The sequence below is a fragment of the Oceanobacillus limi genome (assembly GCF_900111445.1).
In the GTDB taxonomy this organism is placed as follows: Bacteria; Bacillota; Bacilli; order Bacillales; family Amphibacillaceae; genus Ornithinibacillus; species Ornithinibacillus limi.
Genome location: NZ_FOHE01000005.1, coordinates 142524 through 157709, shown reverse-complemented (window position 1 = coordinate 157709; position 15186 = coordinate 142524). Strand labels below are relative to the sequence as shown.

Genomic DNA, 15186 nt, shown 5'->3' with positions numbered 1-15186 from the left:
AATTAATTAAACGGTTTCACTAAAAAGATTCACAAAATTGATTTCCAAGTTAGCATGCTGTTTGATACTCGTTTCTATAGAACCTGGTTCATACTGTACTATAGGTTCATTTTTTTTCGCTTCTACTATAGGATTGTTCGTTTTTACATCAATATTCACTTCAGCTGGTTGATAATTAGTTTTTACAGCAAATGTCGATGGAATAAATTTGATTCCTAATGATTTCATCGAATCATGGCCATTCGTAACCGCTTGGCTAACTAATGGATCTCCTTCATTCTCAATTTTCATTAGTTCTTTACCTTGTTGCGCACGACGCTCCATTCCTTGTAACGCCCCATTACGACCTTCCTGAGCAAACCTTTGGATACGTTTTGAAATATTCATTAAATTCATATCTTCAAATGCTTTTGTCTGATCAATCGTTAATTTAGAAGGGGTAGTACGCATTTTAATTTCAGCACGAGGTTGTTGGATACTTAAATCCGCTTTTGGTTGTTCGATTGTTTGTCTTGCATTTCTTTTTGTTAACTGAATCTGAGCCAATTGAGATTCCATACGTATTTGCGGTAGTTTCAAAATCTATCCCTCCTTCAAAATAAAGTGAATTTTCTTCATCCCACTAATTCTTAGATGAACAAATCGGACAATTGACTTTCAGTTGATTCCACTTAACCTCTATAAATTTTACCTCGAGGGGGTTAAATAGAGGTCTTGTAACGCACAGGTCATGCTAGTGTTTAAAATGCAACAGGACGTCGCGTATATACCAGCTTACGAGTTTTTCGCGAGATTAAAAAACCCTAACCCTTTTATGGGTCAGGGTTCATTATTAACGTAGAAAATCTAATAGTGTTGGTTGAATGATCCTTGAACCAGCAGATAATGCGGCACGGTGGACGCTTTCTTGAGTAATTAAATTCGTAATTACTTCTTCATAATCTATATCTTCATTCTCAGACATCATTTTAGTAGCAATTACCTCTTGCTCTGCTAAACGATTCTCTACTAGTTCTAGACGATTCATACGCGCTCCTAAATCAGCACGAGTATTAATCGTATTATTTATATTTTCATCTAAGCTCTCAATACTTTGATTTATACCCTCTTGATTATTATCATTTAGCGCATTTATAAATTTATCAATATCCCCAAAAACACTGCCAGACGCACCAAAAGCTTTAACAGGATCAATATTTGCTTTCAATTTTGTACCGTTTGCAACTTCTATGTTAACGTCACTTGTATCAAAATCTATTGTATTAATTTCTCCATCTGCACCAAAGGTAATTGGAGCGTTCTTTGTATTGTCTCCGTTAAAAATATATTTGCCGTTAACTTTCGTGTTTGCTATGTCTGCTAAATGTTCTTTAAGCTGTTCTGCTTCTTCCATAATGCTTTTTCTTTCATCCGTATCGTATGTGTCACTACTAGCCTGAACAGCTAACTCACGTAATTTCTGCAATGCTTGTGTCGCCTTATCCAATGCAGCATCAGAGTTATCCATCCAATTATGAACTTCCCCTATATTCCTCTGAAATTGTTCCACTTCAATTACCTGACTCCGATAGTTCATTCCCTTCATCGCTACAACTGGATCATCTGAAGGACGATTAATTTTCTTTCCCGTACTCAATTGATCCATATATTTCCCTAAGTTGGAATAACTATTGTCTAGGTTTTTTAACATATTATTTGAAAGCATGCTTTGTGTTACTCGCATTTTGTTTCCCTACCTTCCAACTAATCCCATATTATTAATAATACGGTCAATCATCTCATCTACAGTAGTCATACTTCTTGCTGCAGCATTATACGCATGTTGAAATTTAATCATATTAGACATTTCCTCATCCAATGAAACAGAACTTACGGATTGACGGTTCTCTTCAACTTGTGTCCGAAGTGTATTCGTATTTTCTGACATACGATTTGCTTCTTGCGCTGTAACTCCTAAACTACCGATTAGAGATTCATAGAAACTTGTAACAGAAGTCTTTTCTCCTAATACAAATTCACCTTCATCATTTTTTATTTCACTATCAGATACAGCTGCTAGATTTAAAGCATTTTCACCATTACCGGCTGCACCTTCTTTACTACTAGCAGCGACAAGGTCAGGGTCATCAATGATAGATTGTAATACGTTGATTGATCCAGCATTTAATGCATCACTATCTTCTGGACCAAAGAAATTATTATCAGTAGTATCCCCTAAGCCATATCCCTCACTGTGGACTTTATTAAACTCTTCTGCAAAAGCTTTTGCCATTGTATCTAAATCATTTAACATTCTTGTAAATGACAATTGATTCTCCGATTGACCTTCATAACCATGAGCATTGATTAATGCATGTAATGAACCATTTGATTGTGAGATTGCTGGTATCTCTTTGTCACCTACCATTAAATCATCAACCGAACCACTTTCACCTAAATGAATTTCTTGCGTTTGTTGATCAGCCTCAGGATTTACTAGATAAATTGGTGGTTTGCTAATTGATTGGCCATCATCCCCTACCAATTCAATTTTAGACAATCCAGCAGCGTTATCAGGGGCACTATCTGAACTTTCCACCCGGTGTACTTTGACATTGACAATCCCAGATAATTCATCAATTAAACGATCACGCTCATCATATAAATCATTTGCTTGGTAACCATGAGGCTCTACTTCTTTTATCTGATTATTAATACTGTTAATCTTTCGAACAATGGAATTAGCATCCTCAATGGTAACATTGATTTCACTTTCCAAATCAGATTTCATTGTATTTAATGAATCAGATAAGTAATTAAACGTATCTGAAACAGCAATACCACGTTGCACAACTACAGATCTCGCTCCTGAATCTTCAGGGTTAACCGATAGATCTTGCAAAGATTGCCAAAACTTGTCCATCGTGTTGTCTAAACCGCTTTCTGAAGGCTCATTCATAACTTCTTCCATACGACTAATAGCACCTGACATCGTATCCCAGTATCCTTGCTTACTATTTTCCGCACGGTACTGTGCATCTAAAAATTGATCTCGAATTCTTTCTACAGAACCAGCTTTAACCCCCGTACCCATTTGACCAGGTATTTCTGGACGGTTTCGAGAGCCAGTTGGAAAGGCTGAAGTTGTTTCAAAGTTAACACGTTGACGAGTATACCCCTCCGTATTCGCATTCGATATATTATGTCCCGTCGTATAGATAGCTGATTGTTGTGTGAAAAGGGCCCGTTTCGCCATTTCCAACCCATTAAAAGTACTCATGTAAATACTCCTTTTCTTAAAACTTATCCGATTTTAGGAGTCTAAGCTCTCGAATCAAACATAGAGCGATTCGAGGATGACTGATCCTTTTCATTTCCATAGTTCATATTTTTTAAAGAAGGACTCATTAAATCTAATGACACTTGAACAAATTGCATTGATTGTTGGATTAGCGCCAAATTCAATTGTTCTTGCTGTTTTAGTTTTAACATTAGCTCCGTAAGCTCAACCGTATGATTCTCTAATTCCTTCTTTTCTTTTTCATTCGTTAACGATTCTAGTATTTTTGAAATTGTTGTATCCTCAGTAGGAAATCCGTTTTGTAAAAACCATTCATCTACTTTTTTCTTTCTAGAATCTTCCTCTTTATCTAAAAGTTGAACTAACTTTCTCTCTTTAATTAAAACAGTTTGTAGTTTATCGACCGATCCCGCTTTCACTACCTCTGTTTTTTCTTCAGAGATTTTCAACAGGTTCTCATGTACTTTAACAAGATTTTTTATCGATTGAATAATTGATTCAACGGACAATGTTATGTCCTCCTTCTATTACTTCGACCAAAAATCGATCATTTTTTGTGCTGTTTTTTCATGGTCAATCTTATATTCCCCTGATTCTACAGCGTTCTTAATTTCCTGTACATAAGCTTCACGTTTAGGGTGAACCTTTTCACTTTCTTGAAGTTGTTTCGCCGCACTAGAAATTTCTAATTGATCTTTTTGATTAACATTTTTCTCATATGCTGATTGTTTTTGAAGTTGATTTTTATATGGGTTAAAATTCGTTGAATTAGGTCCATAAATTTTCATCAAATCACCTCGTTTCAAATTCTAATCCGAATTATATTCTATATATTTATATATCGGCACATTCGGTAAATATTAAAGCTTATTTTTTATGTTTATCTATTGTATAATATATACTCTTACTTTTTTCTGCTACTTTACTCTGCTTTTCATGTTCTTCTTTTTCAAATTTTTCAAGATCACTTAGAAATCCTTGTGAGCAATTCGAACACAGCTTCCCAGATACTATATTCGCACCACAATTTTCACATGGATATGCTAGCTTAGGAAATTGTGTTGTATGCAATCTTCTTTCTTTGATAAACTTTATTATTAACTTTTCTTCTACACCTGTAGCTTCAACTACTTCCATTAGTGTTGCTTCTCTGTTGACTTGCTTTTTTAAAAACCGATAGACCGTTTGAAAATCTTTTTCCTCTTGTTTATAACATTCCTGACAAATATCTCGTATCGTTTTCACAAAAACTTTATCACAGCGAGTACAATTTGCTAACTCAGCCATTTCAATTCCCCTTAATTTATAATATTCTTTTTAACCTCTAATTAATGTATAGGAATACACCATTGGGCAACCATGTTCTTTTAACAAAGCTGCTGCGTGGCGTAATGTTGCGCCTGTTGTATATATATCATCGACAAGAATAACCGGTTTGTTAATAGGTTCTTCCAGTTTAAATGGATTTATTGATGAAATTCGTTCTTGTCTTGTTTTCTTAGACTGTTTTTCACCATGAATACGGGACAATGCATTTACGCTTTTGATAGGCAAGAACTGTGCCAGCATCTCTGCTTGATTAAAGCTTCTTTCATATAACCGCTCTGGGCTCAGTGGAATTGGAACAACAATTTGTTGTTTGGTTTGGATAATCTTAGGAAAACAATCTTGAAAGGTCGTTTGAAAAACATAACCTATCTGGTAATCCCCTCGATATTTCCATTTTGTAATCATTTCTTGCATCCGATCATTATAAGCAAAAACGGAATAATTCTTGTCTAACACATCATTTCCATTCATAAATTGCTTCCACCATGTACAATCTGAACAAACAGAATCTACTGTGATTCTACTACAATGCGAACATCGCTGTCCATGTAATGTATGAAGCTCAGCTTCACAGGCTTGACATAATCGGTTTGGTTTTGGTGGAAGGAATACGTTTATCCATGATGTTTCTACCATTATAACATCGTGACACCAAATGCAGTTCAATTTCTAAAACCCTCCCCGGCTATTCATTTGTTTAATGGACCGTATCGCATGTACGATCGCATCTGTTTTACCATCATGAAAAAAGATAACTTCCCCGGTTGGATCATCGGAACTTCTTCCTGCTCTACCAGCAATTTGGACTAATGCAGCCTCATCAAAAACCGTATGTCCAGCATCTAGCACAGCAACATCAACCGAAGGAAATGTTACCCCACGTTCAAGAATGGTAGTTGTAAGTAAAACACGCAAATGCTTCTTTCGAAAAGACTTGATTTTCGCTTCACGATTGGGATCCTCGGAATGAACAGAAGTAACCTCTGATTGCTGGGTAACAATACCAAAAGATAGGAGCAAATTGGCAATTATTGGTGTCATTTCTTCTGCTAAACCAATAGTGGGGACAAAAATTAGCATTTGACGAGCAGGGTTTCCTCTTTTGGATATCCATCTCACAAATCGAGCTGGTGGATTTTTCTTTTTTAAATCCTTTCTAAGTGAAAAGCACATAGATAATGTTGGAATCGGGAGTGGGTGACCATGATAACGTGTAGGGACAAATACATGTGGGAGCTTATTTCGGTCAATTTGCACACGATGTTCTTGTCGTGGAGTGGCAGTTAGGTATATCGTTGTATGGAGTTTTTTTCTCGCTCGTTTGGAAGCGAATAGTAAGGAAGGGTCGTTGTGAAATGGGAAAGCATCTATTTCATCAATAATTAGTACATCAAACGCTTCTTGAAAACGAAGCAGCTGATGGGTTGTCGCAATCAATAGTTGTGCGGTCCCATCCTTGTTCTCAGCGCCGCCATATAACCCTTGTATCGTTATATCGGAAAAAGCCTGCTTCATTCTAGGTAGCAACTCTCTCACTACGTCTGCTCTCGGCGTTGCAATACAAATTCTTTTCCCAAGTTGGAGCGCTTTTGTAATTCCTGCAAAGAGCATCTCTGTTTTCCCAGCTCCACAAACAGCCCATACAAGTAGCTCTGGTTGCGCGGTTAAAACCGCTTGTACTATTTTGTAAGATGCATGCTGTTGTACTTCTGTTAAGGTCCCGGTCCATGAGCAAGGTCTTTGATGTTGAGGCCAATTTGGACTCTCTCCGGACCAAAAATATAACGGGGTACATTCCATAACTCTCCCCATTTCAATACAATTCCTGCAATATAAATGCGTCTGATGACAGGATTGACATGGGATCTTAGCAAATAGCGAGCGTTTTTGATTTCCACATCGTTGGCAAATGAAGAGAAAATTTCGGCGGATAATGGATGGGATTGGAGAAAAGTTAGATCGTTGAAAGTTGTCGTCATCAAGGTCAATTTCACTGCGGAGAAGGAGTTTACCTGTATAGCGAAGGGCTAAATCTTGTTGAGTAAGTGGATGTTGTTGATTTGTGGAAGGAGTTGTCATGTTATCTTCCTTTCTTATTGAGGATGGACTACCAGAGCAATAGGCACCTGGTAGTCAAATATAATAATATGAGTTCTATTTACGATACCAACCTACACCAATTGCACCTTCACCTAAATGGGTACCAATAACAGGTCCAAAATAGCTAATAGATGCTTCCGAGGATGGGAATTTTTCTATGAAATTGTCTTTTAATTCGGTTGCAGCTTGTTCATCATTTGCATGAATAAATACGACTCGGAGATCGTTTTGTTGTGCCTCTTCTTCTAGAATTCCAATAATACGATTTAAAGCTTTCTTCCTTGTGCGTATTTTTTCAAATGGAACAATTACTTTATCTTCAAAATGTAGTACTGGTTTAACCTGTAACAGGCTTCCAACTAATGCTTGGGCTCCATTTAATCTTCCGCCACGATGTAAATTTGTCAGATCGTCAACCATAAAATACGCTTTGACACTCTGCTTCATTTCATCAAGACGCTCAATAATTTGCTCTGGGGTTTTATTCTCCTTTGCCATTTCTGCTGCTTCCAATACATAAAAACCTTGAACCATACAACTAATTTCGGAATCAAATGCATACATTTTAATTCCATCAACCATTTCACCAGCACTTAGAACTGCTTGATATGTTCCACTAATTCCACTTGAGAGATGGATCGAAATAACTGCGTCATAGTCTTTTGCTAACTCTTCCAATTTCTCGGTTACATACCCGATAGATGGTTGGGACGTTGTTGGTAACTCTTTGACCTCTTTTATTTTCTGATAAAATTCTCCAGTCGTGATGTCAACTTCCTCCTGGTAGGTTTCATTACCAAAAACAACACTAAGTGGGACCATATGTATATCATGTTCATCCCGAATCTCTTTTGGGATATAAGCAGTGCTGTCAGTCATTACAGCAACTTTCATTTATTCCCTTCCTCTCCACTTGTAAATTATACTTTATCTTAGGCATTTGCCTTATATTTTACATGAATACTAGAAAAAATGCATTCGTAATGCAGAAAAATACGGATAGATCATTGGGGTTTATCAACTTTCAGGTGGGGAGATCAACTTTTAAGTGGGGGAATCAACTTTTATTTGGGAATATCAACCTTTGGTCTGGGCTTATCGACGTTTATTTTGATATATCAACCTTTGAACCGGACTTATCAACGTTTATTCTGGGATATCAACCATTTGTCTGGGCTTATCAACGTTTATTTTGGGATATCAACCATTTGTCTGGGCTTATCGACGTTTATTTGGGAATATCAACCTTTGGTCTGGGCTTATCGACGTTTATTTGGGAATATCAACCTTTGGTCTGGGGTTATCGACGTTTATTTTGGGATATCAACCATTTGTCTGAGGTTATCGACGTTTATTTTGGGATATCAACCATTGGGCTGGGCTTATCGACGTTTATTTTGATATATCAACCTTCACACCAAGTTATCAACGTTCATCCCCGACTTATCAACCTTCATCCCAAATTATCAACGCTCATCCCCGAAATATCACCCTTACCTCGAATTTACCGACATTTTCCCCTATAGATCCATCGTAATCACCTAGTTATCCTCTCCACAATCTATACTCCCACCACGTTCAACTTAAAAAAGCTCTGGCACGATTTACGTTACCAGAGCTTGATTGATTGCACAATCTATTTATACAACCTCTACCCAACCTTTACGGATTGCTGTTACAACGGCTTGAGTTCTGTCATTAACATTCATTTTTTGCAGAATGTTACTCACATGGTTTTTAACTGTTTTTTCACTAATGAATAACGTTTCCGCCACCGAACGATTACTCTTTCCATCAGCCAAAAGCTGTAGTACTTCACATTCACGTTTTGTCAAAATGTGCAGTGGACGGTGATACTCAATAGCATTATCTGTACTTCTACTAGCACTTTCCTTGGATAAGCGACGGTACTCTTGGACCAAATTATGGGTCACTTTTGGATGCAGATACGATCCACCTTCACTTACAACTTTTATTGCATCTATCAACGCATTCGAATCCATCTCTTTTAATAGATAACCTTGTGCACCGGTTTTTAACGCATGAGTCACATAACTTTCATCATCATGGATGGATAAAATAATGACATTTGTTGTAGGGAAAAGTCTAATTAAATCGGCAGTAGCTTGGACACCATTCATGTTCGGCATGTTTATATCCATTAATACAACATCAGGATTATGCTCTTTAACTAGTTTGGTAGCCATTGCTCCGTCGTCACCTTCTGCTACTACGTTAAAAGAAGGTTCAAAATCTAAAATTCGTCTTACTCCCTCACGAAACAACTTATGATCATCGATTAATACTATATTTATTTGTTTGTCGCTATTCATCCTTTTGCTCCTCCTACGTTTTTATCTATTTTCCCTATTCCATAATTTATGATAGATTTATCAATCTTCTATTCTATATCGTAAAATCACTTCTGTTTAGTATGCTTCATATGGAACTTGCATAATGATCTTTGTGCCGTTTCCAGGTGATGATTTAAGTTTCATTACTCCATTAAACATTTCCACACGTTCTCGCATTCCGATGATTCCAAACGATTTATCCTTTTTTTCGCTCGGATCAAATCCTTTTCCATCATCCGTTATAACTAATGTCACATATTGCTTATAAATCTCCAGCTTGACATTGATGACAGTAGCGTCAGCATGTTTAATCGCATTTTGAATAGACTCCTGTGCTAGCCTAAATAGCGCAATTTCATACTTTTGATTTAGTCTTTCATCCTTGCCAATGGATGTAAACTCTATCTTAACATTATTATACTCAGCTGTGGTGGCAATGTACTTTTTTATAGTTGGGATTAAACCTAAATCATCAAGTGCCATTGGCCGTAAATCGTAAATAATTCTTCTTACTTCATATAATGAAGTCCGAACCATCTTACGCACACTTTTGATTTCATTAAGTGCGTCGTCAGAGCTTCCTTCTCGAAAGATTCGATCTACCAATTCGGAACGCAGTAAGATATTGGCAAGCATTTGTGCGGGTCCATCATGAATTTCTCTTGAGATTTTCTTACGTTCTTCCTCTTGTGCCTCAATAATTTTCAAACCAAATTCTTGTTTTTCCTTGGCTTCTTCTAGCATATCATTGACTTGTTTAAAATCATCCGTTAAATATGTAAGGATAACCGTTATTTTACTTGCTAGCCCTTCAGCTCGTTTGATCGTTTGGTCTAGATTTAATAGTCTTCTCTCTAACTCGTCACGCTTTTGACGAAGAATTTCTTCTTCCTGTCTCATAACAGCTAGCTGGGTTTGTAAGGCGTGGGTACTTTCATATACCTCACGAATTTCATCTTCACCATATCGGTCGAAATGTTTGCTCACTTCGGATAGGCGCTTCCTAGAATAGCTTACATTTTGTTCCAGCTGATCTCCATCTTCAATATAATCAATGACTTTTGTCTTTGTTTCCTCTAATTCGCGAGATAATTGTTCATATTCAGACCGTGCTTCTTCACTGATATGGAAAATTTCATCTTTGCTGTTCTCAACTACATTAACCATTTCATCGAGTATAATTTCCAATGTTTTCTCCTCAGTTTTAACAGTCATAATTTATCCACCAACCTATGATATAATTATACGTATCTCTGGTACATTTTTATAGGGGTCTATTCGCTCATTTTGTTTACATGCAATAATCATTTTTTTCAAACCTTTATGATAATTATTTTATCATGAACGAGCCTTATTATATACTATTATTACTATAAAAAGGGGGATTTCTGTGTGTTACCAAGTTATTTCACTGTAAAAGAACAAGGATCTGACGAGATTATAGTTCAAAAGTCCCGTTTTATCGGATATGTCCGTCGAGTGGAAACTGAAGAAGCCGCACAGGCATTTATTCAAGAGATTAAAAAGAAGCATCATGATGCAACCCATAATTGCTCTGCGTATATTATTGGTGAACATGATCATATTCAAAAAGCAAACGATGATGGTGAGCCTAGTGGAACTGCAGGTGTTCCAATGTTAGAAGTTTTAAAGAAACAAAATCTTAAAGATACCGCTGTTGTCGTAACCCGTTACTTCGGAGGAATTAAACTTGGGGGTGGTGGCTTAATCCGTGCATACGGTAGTACTACTTCCCAAGCAATCGCTACTACAGGTATTGTGAAAAGACAACTTATGCAAGGGCATTCGATTACGGTAGACTACACACTCTTAGGGAAGTTAGAAAATGTACTTCGAAATTCAGAGTATATAGTAGATGCCATTAACTATTTAGAAAATGTAGAGATTATTGTTTACGCCAAAAACGGTGAAGAAGAAACATTTAAAGAGTGGATTGTAGACCTAACGAACGACCAAGCACAAATACAAGAAACCGACGTCAAATATATTGAAATCGACGTGAATAAACAATAAACAAATGGGTGCCAGGCACTTGCCGAATAGTCGGCAAGTGCCTGGCACCTATAATTTAGTGCTTGCTGCTTTGTCAGCAATAATTGTTACGTTCTTATGCTTTTGGAGAATGGAGGCAGGGAAGTCTTCGGTTATTTCACCGTGAACCAACTGTTTGAGAGCTTCTGCTTTATTCTCTCCTGAAACGAGCAATACGATTTCTTTACTTTCCATGATCGTATCAATCCCCATGGTAATCGCCTGTGTTGGCACTTCTTCTAGCGATTCAAAAAAGCGGGCATTTGCCTTTCTCGTAGACTCATCTAATTCAACCACATGGGTTCGACTGCTAAACGAAGTCCCTGGTTCATTAAAACCGATATGTCCATTTAACCCAAGACCAAGTACCTGAACATCAACCCGATCAGCATTTTGAATAGCTTGTTCATATTCCTTACATTCAACTTCCGAATTTTCCGCCACACCATTTGGAACATGAGTGTTTTCTAACGGTATATCAATATGATTAAATAACTTCTCATTCATGAAATAACGGTAACTGTTGGAATCATTTGCATCAAGCCCTACATACTCATCCAAATTGAATGTTGTCGTATTTTGAAAAGAAACTACCTTCTCCTTGTTTTTAGCGATTAATTGCTCATATAAACCCTCTGGTGTAGAACCTGTTGCAAGTCCTAGTACTGGATGTTCATTGTTCTCAATCACATCTAATAGTAGGGAACTCGCCTTTTCACTCATATCATGATAGTCTTTTACGTTAATAATTCTCATTGATGTTTTCCTCCTCAAATGCAATAACTCCTTGACAAATCGTATAGGATAGATTTAATTCATCATCTACTAAGAGTAGATCTGCGTCTTTTCCAACAGCTATACTTCCTTTTTTGTCAAATATATTCAATTGTTTAGCTGGATTTATCGATGCCATCTCTATAACTTGTTGCAATGATACATCCTTTATCATTAACATACGCTGTGCACCATGCTGCAATTTCAAAATACTTCCAGCTAATGTCCCGTCCTCTAATACAGCACGGTCTTCTGTCACGGTTACGGGTTGTCCGCCAAGCTCATAATCTCCTGCCTGTAAACATTTGGCTCGCATCGCATCGGTTATTAAGATTAATCTTTCACTGCCGACGTTACGATAAATTAATTCAAGCATGTCGGGAACAACATGTATTCCATCTGCAATTAATTCCGCCCGTAGTTCTTCCAACGAGAATGCCGCTCCTACTACGCCAATATCGCGATGGTGGATCCCATTCATGGCATTACATAAATGGGTGATTTGACGTACACCATGAGATACAGCTTTCTTCATCCCTTCAAATCCCGTGGCTGTATGTCCAGCAGATACATTCACACCTGATTCAAATAGGTGACGAATAAAAGAACCATCTTCATCATGTTCTGGTGCCATCGTAATTGTCTTAATTTTATTCCCAGACAGTTTCTGCCATTTATCAAATTGAGCAATATCTGGCTTCATTATATATTCCAGTGGTTGCGCACCTTTTTTACTTGCTTCAATAAATGGACCTTCTAGATGCACCCCTAATACTTCTGCTTGTCCAGGTTTATTCGGATACTTGGCAATATTCTGTAGTGCCTTCTCTATATTTTCCGGGGATTGCGTAATAGTAGTCGCTAAAAAGCTAGTAGTCCCTTCCATTGGTAAAACCGATGCCATGGCATCCATTGCTTTTTCTGTTGCATCCATGACATCTGCACCATTTGCTCCATGGATGTGACCATCGATAAACCCTGGAATTAGGTTTAAGTTAGAACCGTCCAAGATTTTAAAACGGTTGGGGTAACTTGTAGGCTTTTCATTTTCTGAAAATATAGCGTTGATTTTTCCGTCCTCTACAAGCACACTTCCATTTGAAATTATTTCATTTTCTGTGTAAATCGTAACATTTCTAATATAAATAGAGTTTGATCCGCTTTCCATATTCTCCATCCTTTCTATCGGTGTGATCCGTCATCGTTAGCGGCGAATGGATGCTGCCATTCTTGTATAGGTATGTCTTTTCCCGCGAATCGTAATGGAGTATTGCATAATGTTGTCTGGTACTGCGATTCCATGTAAGCCCGCATCCCCAATATGATGAACATCAGCACCAGCCATTTTATTATGTAACGCCATTTGTTGAATGGTTTCCTTCTCTGCACCTTCTTGGCTTGTCCCAATAGAAGTTAGAGCTAGTGCCCCTTCTCCGTGTGCTGCATGAATTAGCTTCTCCGTTTTTTCGGCCGATGCCCCTGGAACCGTACCTACGCCAGGTACTAAAATAATATCTGCACCAGCTTGGACATATTGCTTTATGGTATCCGTATCAGCAAGTCCATCTGCTGTATCTGTTCGAACACCGGCGCCATGCATTTTTCCTGCTATGATCACAACTTTATCGCCTGCAACTTCGCTCGCCACCTTAACAGACTGTTGTATCGCTTTATTCGAAACACCGGTTTTTGGATTCCCAGTAAGGCAAATAATATCCGCCCCAAGTTCCTTTGCCTTTTGTATAGAATCTTTAGTGGCTCTTCTTCCTTCTGGCAATTGGTCTAGTTTTTCTAAGTTATCTGCTTCCGGATCTACTGGCTCCAGATTAATTCCAACCGGACGTCCAAGTAATTTTTTGAGTTCTTGAATAACATTCCTAGATTCCTTTGTTTCGATTCCTTCAATATATGGTTCATTCACATCAAATAAATTTAATAAAATAATATCAGCTCCAAATGCAGCTGCATATTCCGCATTTGTTAAACCAGGATATAATGGAGTCGTTGTGCAAACAACCTCCGAAATTAATGTTCTCCCCTCCGATGCTTGAATGGACTGAACAAATTCATGCTTATTCATATGTAGAAAATCAGAAGCCGTACAATTTAATAGACGTTTCATAAAGATTCCTCCATTGTTATGCCCGTTTTGTGCATGATTTTAAGCTAGTGCAAAAATATACACTAGCTATCCTTCATACTATACTATTTCAGAAAAAAATTCACTAGTTCAAGAAAGAAGCTTTCCTATTCATTACTCACAATGAACTTTTTTACCAAGCTTCCCAGAAAGGTGATCAATTAACCTTTGGACTACTTCATCCGATGTTTTTATTTGATCGTTCTCCGTATCCTCGATAACCTTCTTCATCATTTGTTTAAGATCTTCCCGTTCTCTCATCCAACAATCGCCCTCAATAAATAAATTTTAAACTATCATAGCACAAATTTTTGGATATGAATATCAAAATTTTCCAAATGGAAGTACATTTATCCTGCATATTCAATCACAGAGAAAAGTATAAAAATAAAAACCGTCAGAACAACTAGACGGTTAGGTGGCTCTTTTAGCATTATATGTAAAAAAATTAATCTTGTTTCTTTCGCCATTTATTAAATTCAAGGTATTCTTTAAATTGTTCCTTTGATACCCCTGATTCCATCGCTTCTTGAACAATTTTCAACCATTCATCATCTAAATCTTGCAACTGCTTCGATCTATCTGCATTAATTATTTCATTAACAGATACACCAAGAACCGAGCTAATCTTCTCGATAAACTGGATCGATGGGTTCGATTGGAGGTTCCGTTCAATAGAACTCAAGTAAGATTTTGCTACATTTGCTTTTTCGGCTAACTCTGAAATAGACATCTTTTTCTCTAGTCGTAATTGCTTTATTTTTTCACCGATCAAGTTCTCTCACCTCTTTCATAGCGAAATTATACCATAGAATAGGTGAGCAGTTCTATTTAAAGCACATATTTTTTCAAAAATTTATACATTACGCTGTGCTTCCTTGATAAAAAGGCGAACCTCCTCAACCGTCATCCCAATCGATCTTGCTTCATTAATCAATTCAACCCACTCACAATCCAGTTTGGCTTTATCTACGACTTTTTCCAAAATCCTTTCCCCCATCACTTTTCCAGGTAATCCAGCCGTCCTAGCATCTTGCGTTAGACCTGTGACTTTGCGTCCTCATTTTTCAATGAGTTTGCCTTTCTCTAGAATATTAGTATTGTTCTAAGACTATTATACTGCATTAGCAAGGCATATTGGATGTCTTCTTTTGTCA

19 protein-coding genes and 1 riboswitch are annotated in these 15186 nt (G+C 37.3%); of the genes, 2 read left to right on the top strand and 17 right to left on the bottom strand.

The genetic code is table 11. The features are described 5' to 3' along the window. Nucleotides 1-6: 6 nt before the first annotated feature. The 9 genes from BMX40_RS07530 to BMX40_RS07490 all read right to left on the bottom strand — a co-directional run bounded on the left by BMX40_RS07530 (nt 7) and on the right by BMX40_RS07490 (nt 7603). On the bottom strand, nt 7-579 hold the full coding sequence (locus tag BMX40_RS07530) for a DUF6470 family protein (RefSeq protein WP_090868438.1): 573 nt from the start codon (nt 577-579) through the stop codon (nt 7-9). Nucleotides 580-832: 253 nt separating this feature from the next. Beyond that, entirely contained in the window at nt 833-1723 is an 891-nt protein-coding gene (gene flgL / locus BMX40_RS07525; RefSeq protein WP_090868436.1) for a flagellar hook-associated protein FlgL, read from the bottom strand. Between the two features lie 9 nt (nt 1724-1732). Further along, the gene (gene flgK, locus BMX40_RS07520; RefSeq protein WP_090868434.1) at nt 1733-3259 is read right to left on the bottom strand and encodes a flagellar hook-associated protein FlgK; all 1527 of its coding nucleotides are present in this window, start codon (nt 3257-3259) and stop codon (nt 1733-1735) included. A 41-nt stretch (nt 3260-3300) separates the two neighbouring features. Further along, on the bottom strand, nt 3301-3789 hold the full coding sequence (locus tag BMX40_RS07515; RefSeq protein WP_090868432.1) for a flagellar protein FlgN: 489 nt from the start codon (nt 3787-3789) through the stop codon (nt 3301-3303). A gap of 18 nt (nt 3790-3807) precedes the next feature. After that, nucleotides 3808-4068 carry a flagellar biosynthesis anti-sigma factor FlgM gene (gene flgM / locus BMX40_RS07510; RefSeq protein ID WP_090868430.1) on the bottom strand — a complete coding sequence of 87 codons (261 nt, stop codon included), beginning with the start codon at nt 4066-4068 and terminating at the stop codon, nt 3808-3810. A gap of 79 nt (nt 4069-4147) precedes the next feature. Then, nucleotides 4148-4567, bottom strand: coding sequence for a TIGR03826 family flagellar region protein (locus tag BMX40_RS07505; protein ID WP_090868428.1), 420 nt, complete (start codon nt 4565-4567; stop codon nt 4148-4150). Nucleotides 4568-4597: 30 nt separating this feature from the next. Further along, on the bottom strand, nt 4598-5275 hold the full coding sequence (locus BMX40_RS07500) for a ComF family protein (protein WP_090868426.1): 678 nt from the start codon (nt 5273-5275) through the stop codon (nt 4598-4600). A 3-nt stretch (nt 5276-5278) separates the two neighbouring features. After that, complete coding sequence (locus BMX40_RS07495) at nt 5279-6421, bottom strand: ATP-dependent helicase ComFA (RefSeq protein WP_244513418.1); 1143 nt, start codon at nt 6419-6421, stop codon at nt 5279-5281. 342 nt (nt 6422-6763) lie between these two features. Then, complete coding sequence (locus BMX40_RS07490) at nt 6764-7603, bottom strand: DegV family protein (protein WP_090868422.1); 840 nt, start codon at nt 7601-7603, stop codon at nt 6764-6766. Between the two features lie 62 nt (nt 7604-7665). Between BMX40_RS07490 and BMX40_RS20170 the strand changes: the two genes are divergently transcribed. Beyond that, nucleotides 7666-8235, top strand: coding sequence for a hypothetical protein (locus tag BMX40_RS20170; RefSeq protein WP_170840703.1), 570 nt, complete (start codon nt 7666-7668; stop codon nt 8233-8235). 114 nt (nt 8236-8349) lie between these two features. Here the strand turns inward: BMX40_RS20170 and BMX40_RS07485 are convergent, their stop codons facing one another. Both BMX40_RS07485 and BMX40_RS07480 read right to left on the bottom strand, forming a co-directional pair. Beyond that, entirely contained in the window at nt 8350-9042 is a 693-nt protein-coding gene (locus tag BMX40_RS07485) for a response regulator (RefSeq protein WP_090868419.1), read from the bottom strand. A 96-nt stretch (nt 9043-9138) separates the two neighbouring features. Continuing rightward, nucleotides 9139-10278, bottom strand: coding sequence for a sensor histidine kinase (locus BMX40_RS07480; RefSeq protein WP_090868417.1), 1140 nt, complete (start codon nt 10276-10278; stop codon nt 9139-9141). Between the two features lie 177 nt (nt 10279-10455). Between BMX40_RS07480 and BMX40_RS07475 the strand changes: the two genes are divergently transcribed. Continuing rightward, a complete protein-coding gene (locus BMX40_RS07475) occupies nt 10456-11097 on the top strand; it encodes a YigZ family protein (protein WP_090868415.1) in 642 nt (213 codons plus the stop codon). 48 nt (nt 11098-11145) lie between these two features. On the opposite strand, the gene nagB is transcribed toward BMX40_RS07475, so the two are convergent. The 6 genes from nagB to BMX40_RS07450 all read right to left on the bottom strand — a co-directional run bounded on the left by nagB (nt 11146) and on the right by BMX40_RS07450 (nt 15014). Continuing rightward, the gene (gene nagB / locus BMX40_RS07470) at nt 11146-11871 is read right to left on the bottom strand and encodes a glucosamine-6-phosphate deaminase (RefSeq protein WP_090868413.1); all 726 of its coding nucleotides are present in this window, start codon (nt 11869-11871) and stop codon (nt 11146-11148) included. Further along, a complete protein-coding gene (gene nagA, locus BMX40_RS07465; protein ID WP_090868411.1) occupies nt 11858-13057 on the bottom strand; it encodes an N-acetylglucosamine-6-phosphate deacetylase in 1200 nt (399 codons plus the stop codon). The genes nagB and nagA overlap by 14 nt, the downstream gene beginning before the upstream one ends. A gap of 36 nt (nt 13058-13093) precedes the next feature. Then, complete coding sequence (locus tag BMX40_RS07460; protein WP_090868410.1) at nt 13094-14011, bottom strand: DUF7916 family protein; 918 nt, start codon at nt 14009-14011, stop codon at nt 13094-13096. A gap of 132 nt (nt 14012-14143) precedes the next feature. Next, the gene (locus BMX40_RS20165; protein ID WP_170840702.1) at nt 14144-14290 is read right to left on the bottom strand and encodes a hypothetical protein; all 147 of its coding nucleotides are present in this window, start codon (nt 14288-14290) and stop codon (nt 14144-14146) included. Nucleotides 14291-14477: 187 nt separating this feature from the next. After that, a complete protein-coding gene (locus BMX40_RS07455; protein WP_090868408.1) occupies nt 14478-14804 on the bottom strand; it encodes a helix-turn-helix domain-containing protein in 327 nt (108 codons plus the stop codon). 81 nt (nt 14805-14885) lie between these two features. Further along, the gene (locus tag BMX40_RS07450) at nt 14886-15014 is read right to left on the bottom strand and encodes an anti-repressor SinI family protein (RefSeq protein WP_090868406.1); all 129 of its coding nucleotides are present in this window, start codon (nt 15012-15014) and stop codon (nt 14886-14888) included. Nucleotides 15015-15036: 22 nt separating this feature from the next. Further along, nucleotides 15037-15120: riboswitch (cyclic di-GMP riboswitch) on the bottom strand. Nucleotides 15121-15186: the final 66 nt, after the last annotated feature.